The organism is Peptacetobacter hominis, assembly GCF_006861675.1.
Taxonomy (GTDB): Bacteria; Bacillota; Clostridia; order Peptostreptococcales; family Peptostreptococcaceae; genus Peptacetobacter; species Peptacetobacter hominis.
On record NZ_SGJB01000017.1, the window covers coordinates 35,938 to 59,874 of the forward strand.

Annotated in this window: 19 protein-coding genes and 1 other annotated feature; of the genes, 16 read left to right on the forward strand and 3 right to left on the reverse strand. The window is 33.2% G+C overall.

All coding sequences use genetic code 11. The features are described 5' to 3' along the window. Positions 1–19 precede the first annotated feature (19 nt). Complete coding sequence (whiA, locus tag EXD82_RS08640; RefSeq protein ID WP_142536518.1) at positions 20–976, forward strand: DNA-binding protein WhiA; 957 nt, start codon at positions 20–22, stop codon at positions 974–976. Positions 977–1,121: 145 nt separating this feature from the next. After that, on the forward strand, positions 1,122–4,688 hold the full coding sequence (locus tag EXD82_RS08645; RefSeq protein WP_142536519.1) for a DNA polymerase III subunit alpha: 3,567 nt from the start codon (positions 1,122–1,124) through the stop codon (positions 4,686–4,688). Between the two features lie 390 nt (positions 4,689–5,078). Here the strand turns inward: EXD82_RS08645 and EXD82_RS08650 are convergent, their stop codons facing one another. Then, entirely contained in the window at positions 5,079–5,981 is a 903-nt protein-coding gene (locus EXD82_RS08650) for a DMT family transporter (protein ID WP_142536520.1), read from the reverse strand. Positions 5,982–6,154: 173 nt separating this feature from the next. On the opposite strand from EXD82_RS08650, the gene EXD82_RS08655 reads away from it, so the two are divergent. Next, entirely contained in the window at positions 6,155–7,606 is a 1,452-nt protein-coding gene (locus tag EXD82_RS08655) for a potassium channel family protein (protein ID WP_174919211.1), read from the forward strand. Between the two features lie 18 nt (positions 7,607–7,624). On the opposite strand, the gene EXD82_RS08660 is transcribed toward EXD82_RS08655, so the two are convergent. Further along, complete coding sequence (locus EXD82_RS08660; RefSeq protein ID WP_142536522.1) at positions 7,625–7,933, reverse strand: nucleoside triphosphate pyrophosphohydrolase; 309 nt, start codon at positions 7,931–7,933, stop codon at positions 7,625–7,627. A 220-nt stretch (positions 7,934–8,153) separates the two neighbouring features. On the opposite strand from EXD82_RS08660, the gene EXD82_RS08665 reads away from it, so the two are divergent. The 13 genes from EXD82_RS08665 to pyk all read left to right on the forward strand — a co-directional run bounded on the left by EXD82_RS08665 (position 8,154) and on the right by pyk (position 23,036). After that, positions 8,154–9,128 (forward strand): methionine ABC transporter ATP-binding protein, encoded by a 975-nt coding sequence (locus EXD82_RS08665; RefSeq protein ID WP_142536523.1) that lies wholly within the window; start codon positions 8,154–8,156, stop codon positions 9,126–9,128. After that, complete coding sequence (locus tag EXD82_RS08670) at positions 9,128–9,793, forward strand: methionine ABC transporter permease (protein WP_142536524.1); 666 nt, start codon at positions 9,128–9,130, stop codon at positions 9,791–9,793. The genes EXD82_RS08665 and EXD82_RS08670 overlap by 1 nt, the downstream gene beginning before the upstream one ends. 14 nt (positions 9,794–9,807) lie before the next feature. Continuing rightward, the gene (locus tag EXD82_RS08675; protein ID WP_142536525.1) at positions 9,808–10,629 is read left to right on the forward strand and encodes a MetQ/NlpA family ABC transporter substrate-binding protein; all 822 of its coding nucleotides are present in this window, start codon (positions 9,808–9,810) and stop codon (positions 10,627–10,629) included. 2 nt (positions 10,630–10,631) lie between these two features. Next, positions 10,632–11,408, forward strand: a complete 777-nt coding sequence (locus EXD82_RS08680; protein WP_142536526.1) for a DUF169 domain-containing protein — start codon at positions 10,632–10,634, stop codon at positions 11,406–11,408. Between the two features lie 104 nt (positions 11,409–11,512). Beyond that, positions 11,513–11,742, forward strand: a binding site (T-box leader). Between the two features lie 80 nt (positions 11,743–11,822). Continuing rightward, positions 11,823–13,094: an O-acetylhomoserine aminocarboxypropyltransferase/cysteine synthase family protein gene (locus EXD82_RS08685; protein ID WP_142536527.1), complete on the forward strand. Its 1,272-nt coding sequence runs from the start codon at positions 11,823–11,825 to the stop codon at positions 13,092–13,094. Between the two features lie 11 nt (positions 13,095–13,105). After that, positions 13,106–14,026, forward strand: coding sequence for a homoserine O-acetyltransferase MetA (metA, locus tag EXD82_RS08690; RefSeq protein WP_142536528.1), 921 nt, complete (start codon positions 13,106–13,108; stop codon positions 14,024–14,026). A gap of 227 nt (positions 14,027–14,253) precedes the next feature. Beyond that, complete coding sequence (locus tag EXD82_RS08695) at positions 14,254–15,912, forward strand: ABC transporter substrate-binding protein (protein ID WP_142536529.1); 1,659 nt, start codon at positions 14,254–14,256, stop codon at positions 15,910–15,912. A gap of 63 nt (positions 15,913–15,975) precedes the next feature. After that, the gene (locus tag EXD82_RS08700) at positions 15,976–16,941 is read left to right on the forward strand and encodes an ABC transporter permease (RefSeq protein WP_142536530.1); all 966 of its coding nucleotides are present in this window, start codon (positions 15,976–15,978) and stop codon (positions 16,939–16,941) included. Positions 16,942–16,954: 13 nt separating this feature from the next. Next, positions 16,955–17,833, forward strand: coding sequence for an oligopeptide ABC transporter permease (opp4C, locus tag EXD82_RS08705; protein ID WP_174919212.1), 879 nt, complete (start codon positions 16,955–16,957; stop codon positions 17,831–17,833). Positions 17,834–17,844: 11 nt separating this feature from the next. Next, the gene (locus EXD82_RS08710) at positions 17,845–18,807 is read left to right on the forward strand and encodes an ABC transporter ATP-binding protein (RefSeq protein WP_246082039.1); all 963 of its coding nucleotides are present in this window, start codon (positions 17,845–17,847) and stop codon (positions 18,805–18,807) included. A 3-nt stretch (positions 18,808–18,810) separates the two neighbouring features. Then, positions 18,811–19,809 (forward strand): ABC transporter ATP-binding protein, encoded by a 999-nt coding sequence (locus EXD82_RS08715; protein ID WP_142536532.1) that lies wholly within the window; start codon positions 18,811–18,813, stop codon positions 19,807–19,809. A 440-nt stretch (positions 19,810–20,249) separates the two neighbouring features. Further along, positions 20,250–21,218 carry a 6-phosphofructokinase gene (gene pfkA, locus EXD82_RS08720; protein WP_142536533.1) on the forward strand — a complete coding sequence of 323 codons (969 nt, stop codon included), beginning with the start codon at positions 20,250–20,252 and terminating at the stop codon, positions 21,216–21,218. A 57-nt stretch (positions 21,219–21,275) separates the two neighbouring features. Beyond that, a complete protein-coding gene (gene pyk, locus EXD82_RS08725; RefSeq protein WP_142536534.1) occupies positions 21,276–23,036 on the forward strand; it encodes a pyruvate kinase in 1,761 nt (586 codons plus the stop codon). 262 nt (positions 23,037–23,298) lie between these two features. Here the strand turns inward: pyk and EXD82_RS08730 are convergent. Beyond that, a partial coding sequence (locus EXD82_RS08730) for an IS3 family transposase (protein WP_142536535.1) occupies positions 23,299–23,937 on the reverse strand: 639 nt, incomplete at its 5' end.

Here is a 23,937-nt window from a genome sequence, read left to right on the forward strand (position 1 = left end):
TGCCGGGTGATATATAGAAATGTCATTTTCAACGGAAACAAAAAATGAACTTACCAGAATAAAAAATGAGAGTGAATCTGCAGGGGTTTCAGAACTTGCCGGTATTGTAAGACTTTCAGGAAGTATGCAGATATCGGGATTCAGAAAGCTAAATCTTAAGATAACAACAGAGTTAAACTCAATAGCAAGAAAGGTTTTTAAGCTTCTTAAATATAATTTCGACATAAACACAGTTATAACAGTAAATAAAAATCAGATGCTTAAAAGAAATAACAGTTATGTACTTACAGTAAAAAGTGAAATGGGAGCAGAAAAGTTATTAAAAGAACTTGGCATTCTGGAAAAAGGAGAAGGATTTTTTCCAAAGTCTGAGATATCCAAGGAACTTATAGAAACTGAAGAACAGAAAAGGGCATTTATAAGAGGTGCATTTCTTGGAGGCGGTTCTATAAGCGATCCGGAAAAAAATTATCATCTTGAATTTGTTACAAACAACAGTGAATTTGCAGAGTCACTTAAAGATCTTATAAATTCATTCGGATTCAACAGTAAAATAGTGCAAAGAAAAAATAATCATGTAGTCTACATCAAGGAAAGTGAGCAGATATCAGATCTTTTAAACCTTATGGGAGCGTATAATGCACTTTTGAAGCTTCAGAATGTAAAGGTTGTAAAAGAAATGAGAAATAATGTAAACAGAATTGTAAACTGTGAAACAGCCAATCTTACAAAAGCAGTAAATGCAGCTGTAAAGCAGGTGGATAATATAAGAGTCATTGAAAAGACAATAGGAATAAAAAATCTTCCGGAAAATCTTCAGCAGATAGCCCTTATAAGAATAGAAAATGAAGAGCTTACTCTGAAGGAGCTGGGGGAAATGCTTAATCCTCCTATAGGAAAATCCGGTGTAAACCACAGGCTCAGAAAAATCCAGGAAATAGCCGATGACCTTAGAGAAAAGCATAATATAGAATAATAAACTGATATATAGAGGCTTTTTATATAATAAAAAGTCTCTTTTTATTGAAATAAGATAATAACTGGGTATATTTAGAATAATTGAACAGAATAACAATATGGTATATCATAAAAATATAGAAATAGAATCGGGAGGTGAATATATGAAAAAAGAATTTGTACATCTTCATGTTCATACCGAGTACAGTCTACTGGATGGTTTCTCCAGAGTCAAAACGCTTGTAAAAAGAGCAAAGGAACTTGGTATGAGCTCTGTTGCTATAACAGACCATGGATGTATGTTTGGAGTAATCGACTTTTATAAAGAAGCGGTAAAAGAGGGAATAAAGCCAATAATAGGATGCGAAGTTTATACTGCTCCCAGAACCCTATATGATAAAGACCCAAACTATGATAAATATCAGGGGCATCTGGTTCTTCTTGCAAAAAATATGACGGGATATAAAAACCTTCTGAAGATAGTATCAAAATCATATGTAGATGGATTCTATTATAAGCCTAGAACAGATATGGAAGAGCTTAGAAAGCACAGTGACGGTATTATAGCGCTTTCAGCGTGTCTTGCGGGAGATGTTCCAAGAGCTCTTATGAATGGGAATTATGATAAAGCAAAAAAACTTGCATGTGAGTACAGAGATATATTCGGAAGTGGAAATTATTATCTTGAAATTCAGGATCACGGTATACCGGAGCAGAAAGAGGTAAATGCAAAACTTGTAAAACTTTCAAGAGAACTTGGAATACCACTTGTTGCTACAAATGACGTTCACTATGTAGATAAAGACGATGCAAGAATACAGGATATACTTATGTGTCTTCAGATGCAGAAAACTATAGATGATACAAACAGGATGAAATTTCCAAGCGATGAATTCTATCTGAAATCGAGAGAGGAAATGGAAAGTCTGTTTCCGGAAGTACAGGAGGCACTGGACAATACGGTTGAGATTGCAGAAAGATGTAATGTCGAATTTGAATTTCATAAATATCATATACCAAAATACAATGTTCCGGAAGGTTATACTCCAGAAACATATATGAGACATCTGTGTGAAACAGGACTCAAGGAAAGATATGGAGAAAATCCACCAGAGGAATACAGGGAGAGACTTGATTTTGAGCTCAATGTAATTGTAAATATGGGATATGTTGAGTACTTCCTGATAGTATGGGATTTTATAAACTTTGCAAAAAGCAATGGAATAATGGTCGGTCCGGGTAGAGGAAGTGCAGCAGGTTCGATAGTTGCATATACTCTAAAAATAACGGATATAGATCCTATGAAGTATAGCCTTCTTTTTGAGAGATTTCTGAATCCTGAAAGAATATCGATGCCCGATATAGATATAGACTTCTGTTACGAAAGACGTGAGGAAGTTATAGATTATGTAAAAAGAAAGTATGGAGAGGACCATGTAGCACAGATTATAACATTTGGTACAATGGGGGCAAAAATCGCAGTAAGAGATGTTGCGAGAGTGCTTAATATTTCATATAACAAAGCTGATAGAATAGCAAAGGAAATTCCTTTTGCACTTGGAATGACTATAGACAAAGCTATGGATACAAATCCGGCACTTAAGGAATTATATGAATCAGACAGAGAGACAAAGGAAGTAATAGATGTTTCAAAGAGACTTGAGGGTACGCTGAGACATGCCTCAACACATGCTGCAGGTGTGGTTATAGCAGGAAAGCCTGTAGACGAGTATGTTCCACTTTATAAGCATCAGGATTCCATAACCACTCAGTTTACGATGAATACGCTTGAGGAACTTGGACTTCTGAAGATGGACTTCCTTGGACTGAGAACTCTGACAGTAATCAGAGATGCACTTGACCTTATAGAAAAAAACAGAAAAATAAAAGGATATACGGAAAAAATCGACTTTTCAAAAATGGAATACGACGATGAAAAGGTATTTGAACTTCTTTCTTCTGGTAATACACTTGGAGTATTCCAGCTTGAAAGTGGAGGTATGAGAAACTTTATGAAGCAGCTTAAACCGAGCAACTTCGAGGATATAGTGGCCGGTATCTCACTTTTCAGACCGGGTCCAATGGATTCCATACCTAAATATATAGAAAACAAAAATAATCCGGAAAAGATAGAGTATATACACGAAAAACTGAAGCCTATAATGGACGTAACATATGGATGTCTGGTATATCAGGAACAGGTTATGCAGGTCGTAAGGGATCTTGCGGGATACAGCTACGGACGAAGCGACCTTGTAAGAAGAGCCATGAGTAAAAAGAAAATGGATGTCATGGAAGAGGAAAGACAGTATTTTATACATGGGAAAATTGACGATGACGGAAATATAGAAATTCCGGGATGTATAAGAAATGGTGTTCCTGAAGAAGAGGCAAATCAGATATTTGATGACATGATAGACTTTGCAAGATACGCATTCAATAAATCGCATGCTGCGGCATATGGTGTGCTTGCGTATCAGACAGCATATCTGAAGGTTCACTATCCGGTTGAATTTATGGCAGCCCTTATAACGAGTATAATGGGAAATACAGACAAAGTAGTAGAATATATAAGGGAATGTAATGCACTTGGAATAGAAGTTGAAGCACCGGATATAAATAAAAGTTTTGCAAAATTCTCTGTTGAAGGTGACAGAATAAGATTTGGACTTGCCGCAGTAAAAAATGTCGGAATGAATGTTATAGAAAATATAACAGCCGAAAGAGAAAGAAACGGTGAATTCAAAGATTTCATAGATTTTGCGCAAAGACTTGATTCAAAGGACTCAAATAAAAGGGTAATTGAAAGTCTTATAAAATGTGGCTCATTTGACAATATAAGTGAAAATAGAGCAACTCTTATGGCTGGATATGAGGAAGTGCTTGAAAGTATATCTTCAGATAGAAAGAAAAATGTTGCGGGACAGATATCCCTGTTTGATGCATTTTCAGCTGAAGAAGATACTAAATCGGACTTTTCTGATATGACAAAGATGACTGTTATGAGAGAGTTTGATGAAAAGGAAAAACTCAACATGGAAAAGGAAGTTCTTGGAATGTATGTAAGCGGTCATCCACTCGCTGAATACCGGGGAAAACTGAAAAATAGTACAAGCATAGATATGGGAAAACTTAATGAACTCAAATCAGATGAGGATATTTCAAAATATATGGAGCTCGATGAGACAGAAGCCATAATCGGTGGAATGGTCATAGGAAAAAGAGTTATGACCACAAAACGAAATGAAATAATGGCATTTATTACAGTAGAGGATTTATATGGAGCAATGGAGGTAGTAGTATTTCCTAAAGTGCTTCAGAAGTACAATATCCTTTTGAATGAAGACTGTATTGTTCTGATAAGGGGAACTTTTAATATAAGTGAAAATGATGAACCGAAACTTATAGCCAGAGAAGTGAAGGATATAAATGATGTATCCGGATTTGAACTTAAATCAGAAAAGAAAAGAAAGTACGCAGACAAGAAAACTCAGAAAAAACTGTGTATAAAAACTAAATCCATAAAAGATCAGGATATACTGATGAATATTTTCTCCGTGTGTAGAAGATATTCGGGTTATGATATTGTATCTATTATTCCGGAAGATGAAAATGGAGATTCAGAAAATAAATCGGAATATAAGGTACCGGGACTTTATGTGGTTTCTACAGATAGTCTAATTTCTGATCTTGAAAAATTGAACTGTGTATCATCTGTATATGTAGAATAAACAGAAAGGCCGCCCGGGTAAGAGGCGGCCTTTACTACAGATTGATAAATTTAAATTAGAGGATAATTTAAATTCCATCTAAAAAAAGTGGTTTGTGGTAAATTTAATTGATAAACTTACACATTTATATTAGGTATTGAGTTTATACCTATATTATATTAAAAAAAAGACAATATGTAAATCTTTTTAAAACAAGTTTTCTTTGCTAAAATAATTAGATTGGCAAAATAAAACTTGTTTTAATAAGCAAAAACTTATGTTATCTAGATAACATAAGTGATATTTGTACAAAGGAGTGTATACACTTTAAAAACTTTGTTTTTTTATTAACGTAAAATTAATAAAAAAAGAGTATATCATGTGAAAACGATATACTCTTTTTAATATTAACTAAAGATTTATAATAACCATACTTACTATTGTAAGACCAGCTGCAAACAGCTCTTTTTTTGTAAGTCTCTCTTTGAATAAGATATAACTCATTGCCATTATAAATACTACTCCACCGGCACTGTACATAGGGTATACAACTGCTGCTTCAAGAGATTTAAGAGAATCTATAAGGAAGAATGAAGCGAACATATTAGGTATACCAGCACAAAGTCCTATAAAACATCCAAAAAGATTTATTCCCTTGTCTCTGTTTTTTACAAGTAGAGATAAACTGAATATAGTTGCTGAAAGGAAAACTATAAGTAAAAACAGATTTTTATATTCTACAAGAGCGTATTTCTGGAATACCTTATTCATAAAATCTGCAGTTCCATAAAGCACACAAAGTATAAGGAGTATAGGTCTGAATGCAGATTCTTTTATATTTGCAGGGTTTACGTTTACTATAACTATAGATGCAAATGAAAGTATTATACCAAGCCATTTTATAGCGGATGGAATTTCATTCCATATAAATATTGAAAATATCATAGGTATAAGTATACCCATTTTAGAAAACATTCCTGAAAGACTGGCACCACATTCGCTTATAGATTTCTGGTATATTATGAAACTTACAAAGAATAAAAGTCCAGTTATAATACCAAGAACTATAGATGCTCCGATACTTCCAAGTGGAGTTAGATTTCCTCCGAAGTTTCCGGCTGTTGCACTCCAAAGTCCATCAAGTGAAGATGGAAGTGTAAGTTCTGAACTGAAAAATACAACAGATGAAATTATAAATGCTGTAAGATAGTTGATAGTAGTAACAAGGTATCTATTGCAGTTTTTCATTTCACTTACTTTGAAAACAAGGGCAATAGATCCACTGCATATGATTGCAAGTAATAAGTAAAACATTGATTCCTCCCGAATAATAAATTTTATATATTATATAATCATACACACTATTATACAGACTTTTTATATTATTTTCTATATAAACATTCAGATAATCTCATAAATTTATATAAATGATATTTTTATATATGATAAAATAGAACTATTAAAACATGAAAATACGAGGGAGAATAATGTTTACAGGAAAATATGAAGTAGAGTATATAGATAACGAAGAAGAACTGTACTGGATAAAGGATTCTTCGATATCAAATAAATCTGATGATGGAATATATCCTAAAAATATAACAAATGTAGGAAATGGAAAAAGTGTTATAGTATACAGAGTTTCTGAAGATGGAAACAAAACTGCTGTTGCAAGGCTTGCCTGCATAGATTATGAAAAACTTGAAACCATGTTTCTTGAGGGAAAAGAAATAAATCTTAACTATGCATATATAGACTGTTTTTCATGGTATAGAAATATAAAAAATTACAGGGAATCAGAAACAGTTGAATTTGATTCATTTCAGGCATGCTGCTCATTGTGGGTAGGAAGTGATACAAAAAATACAAGAGTGGACTTCTGGAAAATGAGAGTGAAAAATGGAAATATGAGTTTTACTGATTCTGTATTTTATAAGATAGATATAAATATAGCTACAGTATATATTCCAGATGGAAGAATGAGATTTGAAGAATGCAGTTTTTATAATTCAGAAGTGAATATAAGTAATGTAATATGTAGAACAAGAGAAAAGCTTCTTGAGACGATAACATTTGCAAGAAGTGTATTTAAAAATTCAGACCTTATAATAACAATGATAAGAAGCAATATAAGCATATCTCTTTTGTGTCTGAAAATGACGGGTGGAAGTGTGAGACTTGAGTTCGTGATGAATATGGATGAACTTGTAATATTCGGAGCGGATATAGAAAACATGCAGATAAATCACAGCAAAATAGAGGATTTTAACCTTCAGCATACATCAGTAAGAAATATAAAACTGAAAAAATGTAAACTATATGGACATTGTGAAATGAAATTTACCGCATCAAAGAAGATAGAAATCATCGACTGCAGTGTGAATAGTATACTTCATCTGGATGCCGGGGATGGTATAGAAAAGTTCAGTATAGAGGGAATGATAAACAACGGTAGAATTGAATTTATAAATACAGACAAAATAATAGATGTAATGAAGAAAAATAAAGACAGTTCCCAGTTTCTTGTGATGAAGGAAAATTTTAAACTTCTTGGACAGAACCGCGAAGAAGATATATGTTATCTGGAATATAGAAGGCTGGAGAACAAAAATATCAAGGGCAGCAAGAGAATTGTAGATTCAATAGTCGGAATAACAAGTGGATATGGAACAAAACCTCAATGGATGTTAATTACAGTTCTGTTGAGTATTGTAGCATTTGCGACTGTTTACTATACAGTACCATATATAAGTTTTGGACATGCAAAAACATATATAGATTATCTATATGTAAGTGGAATAACCTATTTTACAGTAGGATACGGGGATATTACACCGCTAAACAGCCTTACAAAGCTGGTGGTTCTTCTGGAATCATTTGTCGGTATTTCTTCCATGAGTTATCTGCTGGTAGTACTTTCAAGAAAAATAATAAGATAAAAAGGAGCCTTCTGGCTCCTATAATACTTTTTTGAGAACTATATTTTTTTCAAATCCACCTCTTACAGATTTTCTTTCTTCTCTTCTTGCAAGAAGTTCCTCTTCTGTATAGCCGTATTTTGAAGCTATTGCAAATACAACTTCAAGCACATCGCATGCCTCATCGACATTTTTACAGTCTATAAGTTCCTGACTTTCCTCGCGAAGTTTATCATAAAGATACTCAAGTGCTGAGAAATCATCGACTGTTTCAAATTCACATTTTGTTCCGCCTGATTCTATAATCTGAGGGATGTTGTCCCTTACAAGTTTATCGTATTCAATCATAATAAAATCCTCCTGTATTTATAATCAGATTATACGCTTGTTTTATACAGTCTGTCAAAGTATGAAAATGAGATTATTCTGGAAAAATATTATAGAAAATAGAAATATAAACGTTGTAATAAATAGCAAATAACGATAATGATATTTGTCATAACTGTAATATAATTTAGATGTAATCCCAAATTATATTTAAGAGATAATTTATTTGGAGGAAATAATAATGATAGAAATAAAAAACTTAAATAAATTTTATGGAGAAAAGCAAATATTGAAAAATATAAATCTAACAATAGAAGATGGAGAAATAATAGGTATAATAGGTGAAAGTGGTGCAGGAAAATCAACATTATTAAACTGTTTAAATAGGCTTGAAGATTTTGAAGAAGGAAGTGTTTTAATAGATGGAAAAGAAATAAAATATTTAAATTATAATCAACTGAAAGGAATTAGAAAAAATATAGGAATGATATTTCAAGGGTTTTCTCTTATCAATAGAAAAAGTATTTATAAAAATATAGCAATGCCAATGGAATGTTGGGGTTATAAACCTGATGAAATAGATATGAAAATTTTAGAGGTATCTAAATTAGTGGGGTTGGAAGATAAATTGAAGTGTAAACCTAAAGAATTAAGTGGTGGACAAAAGCAGAGGGTTGCAATAGCTAGAGCATTGACACAAAATCCAAAAATATTATTATGTGATGAGTGTACTTCTGCCTTAGATCCAGCTAATACAAAGTCAATATTGAACTTACTAAAATCTCTTAGAGAAAAATTAAATATAACAATAGTTATAGTTACACATGAAATGTCTGTAATACAAAATATTTGTGATAGAGTTGCAATAATAAAAGATGGTAAATTGGTACAAGTTGAACAAGTAGATAAAGCATTTATAAACAAATCAGAATATTTAAAGGAGTTATTAGGAGAACAAAATATTGAGGCTGATGAAAATTATGAAAATATAATTATATCATCTTTATATAATGAAAATAATAAAGATATAATATATCAACTTAATAAACATATTAAATCAAAATATATTATAAAAGCAGCAGAATTTATAAATACATCGAAGGGTAGAATATTTAAATATAATATAGATTTATCTGAAGATGATTTAGAAACAGTAATAGAGTATTTGGATAGAAATAATATAAATTATTTTCATATAGATAGAGGTGAAGAATAATGTTAGGTAACACAAGATTATTTGATTATATGGATACTCTTATAATACCAGCTATATTTGTGACAATAAAAATAGTATTTATATCAGCAATTTTATCTATAATTTTTGGAATGATTTTTGGAATTATACTTATTTTAACAGATAAAAATGGTCTTACACCTAATAAAATACTGTTTAATATAATTGATAAAATAACAGATTTAATAAGAGCATTTCCAACACTTATATTAATAGTAGCTATAGCTCCTATAACAAGGTTTTTTGTAGGAACAACAGTAGGAGCAACAGCTGCAATTTTTTCAATAACTATTGCTTGTACACCATTTGCAACAAGAATGACAGAGAGCTCATTAAAGATGGTTGATGAAGATATAATAAAGGCATCTAAATCATATGGAGCTTCTAAATTTCAAATAATATATAAAGTTATGTTAGTAGAAGCTCTTCCAAGCTTAGTTTCAAATTTTACAATAATGCTGATTAATATGCTTAATATGACCGCATTAGCTGGAGCGGTTGGAGCAGGTGGGCTAGGTGCAGTAGCTTTAACTTATGGATATCAGCAATTTGATTACGCAATAATGTATTTTATTGTATGTATATTAATAGTATTTGTTTTACTTATTGAAAAGATAAGTAAAATAATATATAAAAATTTAAAATAAGGGGGAATTAAAAAATGAAATTAAAAGCTATAATTTCAACAATGCTAATAAGTACATTATTGTTAGCAGGATGTTCTTCAGGTACAGATACCTCAAATGAAGAAAAAACTAATATAAAAATAGGTGGTACATCAATATCTCAAGTTACATATGAAGCGATAAAGCCGATTTATGAGGATATGGGATACACAACAGAATTTGTTATGTTTGATTCAAATCCAGTTGTATTAGAAGCTTGTAACAATGGGGATGTAGATATTGCTCTAGGGCAACATAAAAAATATGTTGAAAGTTTTAATGAAAGTAAAAATGCTGATTTAGGAATGGCTAAACCATATGGATATTATACAGGAATAGGTCTTTATTCTGAAAAATATGATTCAATTGAAGATATACCTAATGGATCTCAGATTGCAATAATGAATGACCCAATGAATATGGCAATAGCATTAAATATATTACAAGATGCGGGTCTTATAGAATTAAATGATGTAGATAATCCAACAATAGCAGATATAAAAACAAATAAAAAGAATATAGAAATTATAGACATGGATCAAGCTCAGACAGTGACTTCTTTGGAAGATATGGCTGCAGCATGTATATTTTTTACACATATGTCAAATGCGGGTAAAGATCCATCAACATATCTTTTAAGAGATAAAGAAATGATAAATATACCGATGGGTGTAATAGTAAAAAATGAAAATATAGAGTCAAAGTGGGCTACAGATTTTGCAAAATGCTTTAGAGAAGAATCAGTGCAGAAAGAAATAAATGAAAAATTCCCAGGAGTATTTGAATTCTATACAGACGATAGCCAAGTAGAGGAATAACTATGAAATATCATGATTATGTAAAAATAATTTATTCTTTAATAGATTTAGAAAATCATATTATAGGAGTAAAGTTGTTAAAAACAGAAGATGAATATAATGCATCAGACGCTAATATTCCTAAAAAATCAATTAACTATTGTGGAATGGTAAAAGCTGCATATAAAGGACATAAAATAAAAGCATTAGAAGAAACTTTTAGATGTCAGAGTGGTCCTAGAGTATTAGGTATAAATCCATTAGATTTAAAAAACTCAAATGGTGAAAATTGGGCAAGGTTAAATCTATATGAAAGTAGAGAACTAAGTAAATCTGTAAGAGAAAGCTTGTGTTATTTAAAAGAAAAAAACTATGGAGTAGAGGTTAAGCCAATCGAATACTTTGAAGATATTCCAGACGTAATTATATTTATAACAAATCCGTATAATTGTATGCGTATTTTGCAAGGGTATTCATACAAATATGGAGTTGCTAACAGTTTGCAGATTTTAGGTAATCAAGCAATATGTTATGAATTAACATCAAGAGTTTATTCGACAAAAGATATAAATATATCTATGCTTTGTATAGGAACTAGGCATAGAGCAGATTGGGATGAGAACCTAATGGGGATAAGTATTCATAGTAGTAAATTTTTAGGTCTTGTAGATGGTTTGATTAATACTGTAAATCGGATGGAAAGTGATAATAAAAAGAAAATCATAGAAAAAAAGCTAAAAAATAATCATCTTGATATACTTAATATTAGATATGGTTATAACTATTATAAAGATGTGTAAAATTATATTTTATAATAATTATTTACTAAAAAATAATTATCCAAAAAAATAAAATAATCTGAAAATTATAATTGACATTGTCAGAAAAATCATATATTATCTTTTTAAAGGCTGTGACGGAGAGGATCGGCTGAAGAGGATTACAGAGAGTCGCTGGATGGTGCAAAGCGATATCCGAATCAACCAATGGTCTATGGCTCCTGAGCTGAGAATTCGAAACATCTGCAAGTAGGGTTCTACGTGATTGCTGCGTGAAGGCATAAGGCTTGATGGAGTCTGAGTGGCACATAAGTGCAATTTGAGTGGTACCGCGGGTAATATGCTCGTCTCAAAGAATACTTGAGACGGGCTTTTTTTGTACACGGAAAAGCTCTTAAATTTATAAATATTTGAGTTTAGCAGGAGGAATTTGAAATGACAGGAATAGAAACAAAATGCGTACAATCAGGATACAAACCAGGAAACGGAGAGCCAAGACAGCTTCCTATATACCAGAGTACAACTTTTAAATACGATACAAGTGCAGATATGGGTAAATTATTCGATCTTGAATCAGATGGATATATGTATTCAAGACTTGCAAACCCTACATGCGATTTTGTGGCAAAAAAAATAGCTGACCTTGAGGGTGGAACAGCAGCAATGCTTACAAGTTCAGGTCAGGCGGCAAACTTCTTTGCAGTATTCAATATAGCTGAAGCTGGAGATCATATAGTTTCATCAGCTACAATATACGGTGGAACATTCAACCTTTTCTCTGTAACAATGAAAAAAATGGGAATAGACTTTACATTTGTATCACCGGATTGTACAGAAGAAGAGCTTAACCGGGCATTCAGACCAAATACAAAGGCGGTATTCGGAGAAACAATAGCAAACCCTGTACTTACAGTACTTGATATAGAAAAATTTGCAAAAGCAGCACATGCACACGGTGTTCCTCTAATAGTGGATAATACATTTGCGACACCTATAAACTGCAGACCTTTTGAATGGGGAGCAGATATAGTAACTCATTCTACAAGTAAATATATGGACGGACATGCATCTGCAATAGGTGGATGTATAGTCGATTCAGGAAAATTCGACTGGACAAAATATCCTGACAAATTCCCTGGACTATGTACTCCGGATGAAAGTTATCACGGTGTTACATATACAGAAAAATTCGGTATAGAGGGAGCATTTATAACTAAATGTGTGGCTCAGCTTATGAGAGATTTCGGTTCAAATCAGCAGGCACAGATTGCATACCTTCTTAACATAGGACTTGAAAGTCTTCATCTAAGAGTAAAAAGACACTGTGACAGTGCACTTAAGGTAGCAAAATTCCTTGAAGAAAACGAAAATATAGCGTGGGTAAACTATCCTGGACTTGAAAGCAATAAATACTATGAAACAGCGAGCAAATATCTTCCAAATGGAAGTTGTGGAGTAATAAGTTTTGGTGTAAAAGGCGGAAGAAAAGCTGCTGAAGAATTTATGGCAAAACTAAAAATAGCCAATATAGAAACACATGTTGCGGATTCTCATACATGCTGTCTTCATCCAGCAAGTTCAACACACAGACAGCTTTCTGATGAACAGCTTGTAGATGCAGGAGTTTCTGCGGACCTTGTAAGACTTTCAATAGGACTTGAAGATCCGGACGATATAATAGAAGATTTAAAACAGGCACTTTTATAGGGGGTGTTTATATGCCGATAAAAATACCGGATGCGCTTCCGGCAGCGAAGACACTAAAAGAAGAAAATATATTTGTAATGACAGAAAAAAGAGCTATAACTCAGGATATAAGACCTCTTAGAGTTGTACTTCTGAATCTTATGCCTAAAAAAATAGAAACAGAGACACAGATATCGAGACTTCTTGGAAATTCTCCAATACAGGTGGAACTTGAACTTATAGCTACAAAAAGTCATACATCAAAAAATACACCGATGGAACATATGCTGTCATTTTATAAAACATTTGACGATATAAAAGACCAGAAATTCGACGGTATGATAATAACAGGAGCTCCGGTTGAAATGATGCCTTTTGAAGAGGTGGATTACTGGGACGAGCTGTGTGAGATAATGGAATGGTCTAAAAAGAATGTACACAGTACATTCCATATATGCTGGGGAGCACAGGCTGGACTTTATTATCACTACGGTATAAATAAAAAAATACTTCCTCAGAAGATGTTCGGTGTATTTCCTCACAAAGTTGAATTCAAAAACTCTACGCTTTTCAGAGGATTTGACGATACATTCTATGTACCTCATTCAAGACATACGACAGTAAGCAGATATGACATAGAAAAAGAGCCCAAACTGGATATACTTTCTTCTTCTGATGAAGCCGGAGTATATGCGGTTGCTACAGAGTCCGGGAATCAGATATTTATAATGGGACATTCAGAATACGATGCAGGAACTCTTGAAGCTGAATATCTGAGAGACAAAAACGCAGGGCTTGAGATAGAAGTTCCTAAAAACTACTATCCAAATGACGATGATACAAAACGACCTATGGTAACGTGGAGATCTGGTGCAAATCTTCTTTATTCAAACTGGCTTAATTATTTTGTTTACCAGACAACTCCTTACGATATAAACAAAGTCAGGGTATGATTAAAAAACTGAATATATACAAAAAAATAAGAATATGGAAACATATTCTTATTTTTTAATTTATTAGAAAAATACAATTAATACAACTATTTTTTAAATCGATAACAGGAAAAGCTTTTATAGTAATTAGCGATTTTACAATTAAAGTGAATTTAAAATATAATTAATTTAAAGAAGGATTAGTTTGTTCAAATTAACCATATTATGTTTTAAAAGGAGGCTAAAATATGAAATCGAAAAAGCTTTTCAGCGTACTGTTATCTGCTGCAATGGCGACAGGTATACTTACTGGATGTGGCGGATCAGGAGGAAACTCTAGTGAGGCAAAAGACACTATTGTCTATTCTATGAATACAACTCCTCAGGGAATATTCAACCCTCTAATATCTAATATAAAAGAGGACGATTATGTAAATGCGGTTGTATATGCATCTCTTATGCAGGTAAATGAAAAAGGTGAAATAGTTCCATATCTTGCCGAAAAATCTGAGGTGTCAGAAGATATGAAGACAATAACTTATGACCTTAAAGATAATGCTACTTGGCATGACGGCGAAAAAGTTACTGCAGAGGACGTGGCATTCACATTAAAAAGCATGGCAGATGGCGGATATACAGGCGGATATTATGGCGATGTACAGAATATAAAAGGTGCAGAAGCGTATCATAATGGAGAAGCAGAAGATGTAGAAGGAATCAAGGTTGTAGATGATGATACTATAGAAATACAGTTTGAGAAAGTATATGCACCAGCTGTTACAAATATAGGTAACCTTAAAATACTTCCTGAACATATATGGGGAGAAGTTCCGGTTGCAGAATGGCAGAACAAAACAGATTTACTTAATAAACCAGTAGGATGTGGACCATACAAACTTACTGAATTTACAAGTGGTTCAAATGTAAAATTCGAAGCTGCATCTGACTTCTTTGACGGAGCAGCAAAAACAAAAAATCTTATATTTAAAGTTATAAATGCAGATACTACACAGGCAGAATTCAAAAGCGGATCTATAGATATAGCAAATGTTGAAGCACTTAAAAAAGATGATGTATCAGCACTTGAAAATGAAGGGTATAAGCTTGTTGAATTCCCTAACTATATGTTTACATACATGGGATTCAACCTTAGAAACGAAAAACTTCGGGACAAAAATATACGTCAGGCATTTATGTATGCGGTAGACCGTCAGAGTATACTTGATAATATAGTTGAAGGAAGAGGAGAAATAGTAAATACTCCAATGCTTCCATCAAGCTGGGCATATCCTGAGGAATCAGAACTTAATGCATACAAATACGACACAGAAAAAGCAAAAGAACTTTTAAAAGCTGCCGGATATGAAGATAAGGACGGAGATGGATTTGTAGAAAATTCAGCTGGAGAAAAACTAAAATTCAGCCTTGTTTGTCAGACAGACAACGATATAAGACAGAAGGTGGCAGTTTCAATACAGGAAGCGATGAAAGCTGTTGGAGTTGAAATAGAAATTGACTCTATGGAATATTCAGCAGTTATGGATAAAGTTGTAGCAAATCACGATTATGATCTTTACATGATGGGTAACACATTATCTCTTGATCCAGACCCAAGACCAATGTGGCATTCTGAAGCAATATCAAACGAAGCAGGTGTTATAGGATACAATATAGTTGCATACAACAATCCTGAAACTGATGCGTTAATAGAAAAAGGAAATGCAACACTAGATCAGGAAGAAAGAAAATCTGCATATGCGGAATTCGGTAAAAAATTAAATGAAGATGTTCCTGAAATGTATCTATTCTGCCAGAACATAGAAAGAGTATACAACAGTAAACTTGAAGGATATACACCATCAACATTCAATGAATTCTATAATGTAAACAACTGGGTTATAAAATAGTTTGATTAAATAAAAGGGCTGTTCTTCTGAGGGCAGTCCTTATTTTATGAAAGGAGAAAATATATGAGAAAATTCCTCTTAAAAAGGCTGGGAGTAGCACTTATAGTACTGTTTGGTGTATCAGTAATAGTATTTACTCTTATACATCTTCAGCCTGGAAATCCATATCTTAATATGATAGATCCGAGCATGTCACCGGATGTTGTAGAGCAGAAGCTCAGAGAACTTGGATATTATGATCCGATATATATTCAATATATGAAATGGATAGGAAGAGCTATTACAGGTGATTTTGGATATTCCACTCAGTTTAATGCACCTGTATTTTCGATAATACTTGATGCACTTGGAAATACAATACTTATATCAGTTGCATCATTTATTGTAAGCTCTGTACTTGCAATAGTAATTGGGATAATAACTGCTGAAAAATCAGGTACATGGGTGGATTATCTTGTTACAGTACTTTCTTTTATAGGGATATCAATACCTACATTCTTCTTTGCACTTATCCTTATAAAAATATTCGGATATGACCTTGCAATTCTTCCTTCTTCCGGGATGGAGACACTTACAGAAAGCTATACCGGAATAGCATATATATTTGATGTAATAAAACATATGATACTTCCAGTTACAGTACTTTCTCTTACTCAGACAGCAACACTTATAAGATATACACGTTCTTCAATGCTTGATGCCTTATCTCAGGACTATATGAGAACGGCACAGGCAAAAGGACTTACAAGAAAGCAGGCGATATGGACTCATGGACTTAGAAATTCGCTTATATCAATAGTAACAGTTCTATGTCTTCAGTTGCCTACACTCGTATCCGGAGCACTTATAACAGAGACAGTATTTGTATGGCCTGGAATAGGTACTCTCAATTACAATGCCATTATGAACAGAGATTATATGCTTATAATGGGAATAACAATGATGATAGCTGTAGTAATAGTAATTGCAAATATACTGGCTGATGTACTTTATGCAGTTGTAGATCCTAGAATAAAAGTCATGGAATAAAGGGGGTGCAGATATGATAATGAGAAAAAAGAAGAATACAGAATATGTTTCATTAAATGAAATATCATTTAGAAAATTTATGAAAAACAGACTTGCAGTAGCAGGGATTATAGTTATAGCATTGCTTGTTCTGATGTCAGCTGCTGCTCCACTTATAACAGACTATTCAATAAGTCGGACAGATCTTATGAATATAAGCAACAGTCCGGATTCATCACATATACTTGGAACGGATGAGCTTGGGAGAGATGTATTCGCAAGGCTTTTATATGGGGGAAGAGTATCGATACTTGTCGGAATAGCATCAATGTGTGTTCAGGTAGTAATCGGTGTAACAATGGGAGCTATTGCCGGATATTTTGGTGGTATAACAGACAAAATCATAATGAGAATAATAGATATAATAATGTGTTTCCCGTTTTTTGTAATAGCAGTTTCAGTTGCAGCAGTGGTAGGGCCAGGAATAAAAAACCTTATCATAATAATAGGATTTCTTATGTGGCCTAATATAGCCAGAATTGTAAGGGCTGAGATATTATCAATAAAGGAAAATGACTATATAATGGCAGCAAAAGCCATGGGGCTTTCGTCATTTGAGATAATAAAATCTCATGTACTTCCAAATATAATGTCTCCGGTTCTTGTTGCATCAACACTTGCAATTGCAAATGGAATACTTACAGAGGCATCTCTGAGCTTTCTGGGAATAGGTGTAAGGCTTCCTGAACCAAGCTGGGGAAATATGCTTATAGCAGCTCAGAATATAGGAACGCTTCAGAGAGAATGGTGGCTATGGATGCCGGCCGGAGCTTTAATAATACTAATGGTATTATCTATCAACTTTGTTGGAGATGGCTTAAGAGATGCTCTTGATCCAAGAACTAAGGCATAGGGGGTGTGATGATGAGTAGTTTGCTGGAAATAAAAAATCTTGAAGTTTCCTTTGATACAGTAATGGGCAGAGTAAGTGTTGTAAGAGGGGTTGATATATCTGTAGACAAAGGAGAAATACTTGCAGTAGTAGGAGAATCTGGAAGTGGGAAAAGTGTTACATCTCTTGCAGTAATGGGGCTTTCAGGGGGAAAGATAGAAAACGGAGAAATAATTTTTGATGGAAAAGATATACTTGGACTTACAGAAAAAGAAATGTGCGAAATAAGAGGAAATGATATATCAATGATATTTCAGGAACCTATGACATCTCTGAATCCTGTGGTAACAATATACAAACAGTTGAGAGAAGTCTACAAAATTCATATGCCCGAGAAAAAAGACAATTGTCGAGAAGAGATAATAGAGCTTCTGGAAAAACTCAATATACCAGATGCAGAAAAAATACTAAAGAAATATCCGTTTGAGCTTAGTGGAGGACTTAAACAGAGGATAATGATAGCTATGGGGCTTATATGCAATCCGAAGCTTATAATAGCTGACGAACCGACCACGGCACTTGATGTAACGACACAGGCTGAAATCCTTGATATACTGAAGGATATAAGTACAACACAGAAAAAAAGTGTAATGATTATAACGCATGATCTGGGAGTTGTTGCAGAGATTGCGGATAGAGTATCTGTAATGTATTTTGGAAAAATAGTGGAAAACTGTTCAACAGAAGAATTTTTCAAAAATGCATGTCATCCGTATTCAAAAGACCTTATAGGAGCAATGCCTGACAACTTTGATGGAAGATTCAAGTCTATAGAGGGAAATGTTCCGGGAATGTACGAGGAAGTGAAGGGATGTCCATATTTCAGTAGGTGCAGCTATGCTTCTGAAATATGCAAAAAAGAAGAACCGCCTGTAATAAAAATATCAGGAAATCATTCAGTCAGATGCCACAGAGCAGAACAACAGGAGGTATAGCTTATGAATACAGATAAAGAAAAGATTATACTTGAAGTGGAAAATCTGAAAAAATATTATCCAATAAGGAAAAAAGCATTCGGCAAAACGGAAGAATATGTAAAATCTGTAGACGGAATCAGCTTTTCTGTAAAGGAAAATACTATACTGGGAGTAGTAGGAGAATCGGGCTGTGGAAAATCTACTATGGGAAAAGCAATACTGAATCTTATAGAACCCACAGATGGAAGAGTAATATATAACGGAAAAATAATATACAGCAATGACAAAAAAGAGTGTATATCAAAATCCGAGATGACAAAACTCAGAGGCGAAATGCAGATGATATTTCAGGATCCATATGCAAGTCTTGATCCAAGAAAAAGTATAGAAAGTATAGTATCAGAAGGAATAAAAAAACACAGAAATCTCACAAAAGATGAAATAAGAGAAAAAGCAGCAGAAATACTGGAGTTGTGTGGAATGGACAGAGCATGTATGGTAAGATATCCGCATGAATTCAGTGGTGGTCAAAGACAGAGAATAGGTATAGCAAGATCTCTTGCCATAAATCCAAAATTTGTAGTCTGCGATGAACCGACTGCGGCACTTGATGTATCGATACAGTCTCAGATACTTAATCTTATGCTGGATCTGAAGGAAAAAATGGGACTTACATATATTTTTATATCTCACAACTTTAATGTAGTTAAATCATTCTGTGATGAAATAGCTGTAATGTATCTGGGGAAAATAGTTGAATATGGACCAGCTGAAAAAATTTATAAAAATCCTAAGCATCCTTATACTCAGGCGCTTATATCTTCAGTTCCAAGAAATTCACCGGATGAAAAGAAAGAAAGAATAAGATTGACAGGAAGTATACCAAGCGCAGTAGAAATTCCTGCAGGATGTAGATTCAGTACAAGATGTCCATATGTATCTGATATATGTAGACAAAAAGAACCTGAAGGAATGAATTTGGATAATGATAGAACGGTATACTGTCATTTGTACAAATAAACTATAGAAAATAAAAATAATATTGATGTGGAAGATAAAATATACTGATAAATAAAAAGCTTAAACATCCATATATTCTATAATTGAAATACATAAAAACAGTGGGAAATTAATCTCGCTGTTTTTTTATGTAAAGCATAGGTTAAAAATAAATTTACCACTTCTACTTGAGATTCAAAAAGAGTAAAATTAATACAGTAAGATATATTCAAATAGATTGGATAAAATTTAATTTTTATGTCGAATTATGCAACTTTACACACGTTTTTGTGATATAATAACACAAAATGGACTTTTAACTAAGGACATTTTAATTTTTTAACCGACGTGGGATAAAAAATACATATAGGGACGTGGAACGTCCTATAAAAATGACATAATCTATAATGACAACAAAATTAAAGCATATATAAATAATGAATGAAACAGGAGGCAAAACAATGAAAACTATCGGAGTTTTAACTAGTGGTGGAGATGCACCAGGAATGAATGCTGCCATAAGAGCAGTTGTAAGATCAGCTATATACTATGGATGCAAGGTATATGGAATAAACAGAGGATACAAAGGACTTTTAGAGGAAGATTTAGAGGAAATGAACCTTTCATCTGTTGGTGATATAATCCAGAGAGGTGGAACAGTACTTAAATCTTCAAGATGTGAAGAGTTCAAAACAGAAGAAGGAAGACTTAAAGGTGTAAAAATACTTAAAAAATATAAAATAGACTGTCTTGTTGTAATAGGTGGAGACGGATCTTTCAATGGAGCTAATAAACTTAGCGAAATGGGATTCCCGGCAATAGGTATACCTGGAACAATAGACAACGACCTTGAATATACAGATTACACAATAGGATTTGATACAGCTATGAACACTGTAATAGATGCTATAAGTAAAATAAGAGATACATCATCTTCTCACGAAAGAGTTAACATAGTAGAGGTTATGGGTAGACATTGTGGAGACCTTGCTCTTTATTCAGGAATAGCAGGGGGAGCTGAAACTATAATAGTTCCTGAAATGGAAATATCATCAGACGAAATAACTCAGAGACTAAAAACTACTCAGAAGAGAGGAAAAAGACACAGTATAATAGTAATGGCTGAGGGTGTTGAAAAAATAGGAAGTGCAAACGACCTTAAGAAAAAACTTACTGAAGAGGCAGGAGCTGACGTAAGAGTAACAGTTCTTGGACATGTTCAGAGAGGTGGAAGCCCTACAGCATTTGATAGAATACTTGCAAGTAGACTTGGTTCAAGAGCAGTTGAACTTCTTCTTGATGGAAAATCTGCAAGAGTTGTAGGTATAAGAGATAATCAGATAATAGATATGGACATACAGGAAGCTCTATCTATGAAGAAAACTTTCAAAAAAGATTTATACGAAATGGCAAAAGTATTATCTATATAATAATTATTTAGTAATACTGGATAATACTTGTTTTAAATATACAGGAGGAAAGCAAATATGTTAAGTTGCATGAAAAAAACAAAAATAGTATGTACACTTGGTCCTGCTTCACAGAGTGAAGAGACTTTAACAGAACTTATGGAAAATGGATTAAACGTATGCAGATTCAACTTCTCACACGGTTCTCATGAAGAGCACAAGGGAAGAATGGATATGGTTAAAAAAGTAAGAGAAAAACTTAATAAACCAGTCGCAATACTTCTTGATACAAAAGGTCCTGAAATAAGAACAGGAAACTTTGCAGATCCAGAGGTTCTATTAGAAGAGGGTGCAGACTTTACAATAACAATGGACGAAGTAGTTGGTACAAAAGAAATATGTACAGTAAGCTACAAAGGTCTTGCAGATGACGTAAAAGCAGGAGATACAATACTTATAGATGACGGTCTTGTAGGACTTAGAGTTGTATCTGTTGAAGGTGCTGAAATAAAATGTAAGGTTGAAAACTCAGGAATAGTTAAAAACCACAAGGGTGTAAACGTACCTGGTGTAAAAATAAACCTTCCAGCACTTACTCCAAAAGACGTATCTGATATAGAATTCGGTATAAAAGAAGGAATAGACTTTATAGCAGCATCTTTCGTAAGAAAGGCTTCAGACGTACTTGCTATAAGAGAAGTTCTTGAAAGAAACAACGCAGAAGACGTAATGATAATATCTAAAATAGAAAACCAGGAAGGTGTTGAAAATATAGACGAAATCCTTCAGGTTTCAGATGGTATAATGGTTGCCAGAGGTGACCTTGGTGTTGAAATACCAACAGAAGAAATACCAATAGTTCAGAAAATGATAATAAGAAAATGTAACGAGCTTGCAAAACCTGTAATAACAGCTACTCAGATGCTTGACTCTATGATAAGAAACCCAAGACCTACAAGAGCTGAGGTTACAGACGTTGCAAACGCAATATACGATGGAACAGATGCAATAATGCTTTCTGGAGAAACAGCAGCAGGAAAATACCCTGTAGAAGCTGTAAAAGTAATGTCAAGAATAGCATACAGAACAGAGCAGACTCTTGACTACGCAAGAATACTTAAAGCAAAAGGTAAAAACAACTCAACAGTAACAGACGCAATAAGCCACGCTACTTGTACAACAGCTGTTGACCTTAATGCATCAGCAATAATAACATCAACTTCTTCAGGACATACTGCAAAAATGGTTTCTAAATTCAGACCACAGTCTCCAATAATAGCAGCAACTCACAACGAAGGAGTAATGAAAAAACTTGCACTTACTTGGGGTGTATATCCAATAAAAGCTGATTCAGCAGGAAACACTGATGAAGTAATAGAAAAATCTATAAAAGCAGCTACAGAAGCAGGATACGTAAACAACGGAGAACTTGTTGTAATAACAGCAGGTGTACCAGTTGGAGTAAGCGGAACAACAAACCTTATAAAAGTTCACGTAATAAGCGAAGTTTTAGGAAATGGTGTTGGAATCGGTGGAGTAACTGTTGAAGGTAGAGCAAGAGTAGCTGATGAAAACGGAAAAATAGAAAACTTCAAAAAAGGTGATATAATAGTTGCAACAAACACAGACAAGGATATGAACGTGTATATAGAAGATGCAGCCGCTATAGTAACTGAATTTGGAGGAATGACTTCTCATGCAGCTATAGTAGGACTTAATATGAATACTCCTGTAGTAGTATCAGTAGCAGGAATAACAAAAAATGTTAAAGATGGAGATATGATAACTGTTGATTCAAAAGCAGGTATAATATACAAAGGGTCTTCAAGAGTTCTTTAATCAATAAAAATATAAAGGCTGTCGTATAAACACTTATATAGTGTTTTGCGACAGCCTTTTTGTTATATAAGAAAGTATAGACTCTATATAAAGATAGAAAATAAATAGTAGATGTGATATAATCAATGTATAAAAAGGAACCACGACAAGTGGCTCACGAAGAAATAAAATTAATCTTCTTTTTTAGAAGAAGTTTTACCACTCTTACGGTCGCCAAACTTTGAACTTAACCCAAAAAGTTAGACATGGAGTGGTACATATTTTAAGACACGGACTGAATCCTGTATTCAACAGGACTCAGTCCTTTTAATTTTGATTTAATCCTTTTATTATTATAATATAATATATATTCATCTAATCTACTAATAAACTCATCAACATTTGAGAAATCTTCGATATAAACAAATTCTGATTTTAAAATTGCAAAAAAATTCTCCATTATAGAATTATCTAAACAATTTCCTTTTCTAGACATGCTTTGTCTTATTCCCTTTTCTTTTAATAAATGCTGGTATCTCTTATGTTGATACTGCCAACCTTGATCGGAATGTAAAACTGCATTAGAGCCGTTAGGCATTATCTTAAATAAAAAATTTAACATATTTAAAACTTGATTGAAATCAGGATTTCTACTTACATCATACGCTATTATTTCACTATTAAACATGTCCAAAACAGGAGATAAATATATTTTTTCTCCACAGATGTTTATCTGTGTAATATCAGTTGCAAGTTTTTGTAATGGTTTGCATGCTTCAAATTTTCGATTTATCAAATTTGGAGCCACTTTTCCAATATTACCTTTGTATGAACGGTATTTTTTTGGACGAACAATACTTTTCAATCCCATTTCTTTCATTAATTTATAAACTGTTTTATGATTTATTTGAAATCCCTTTTT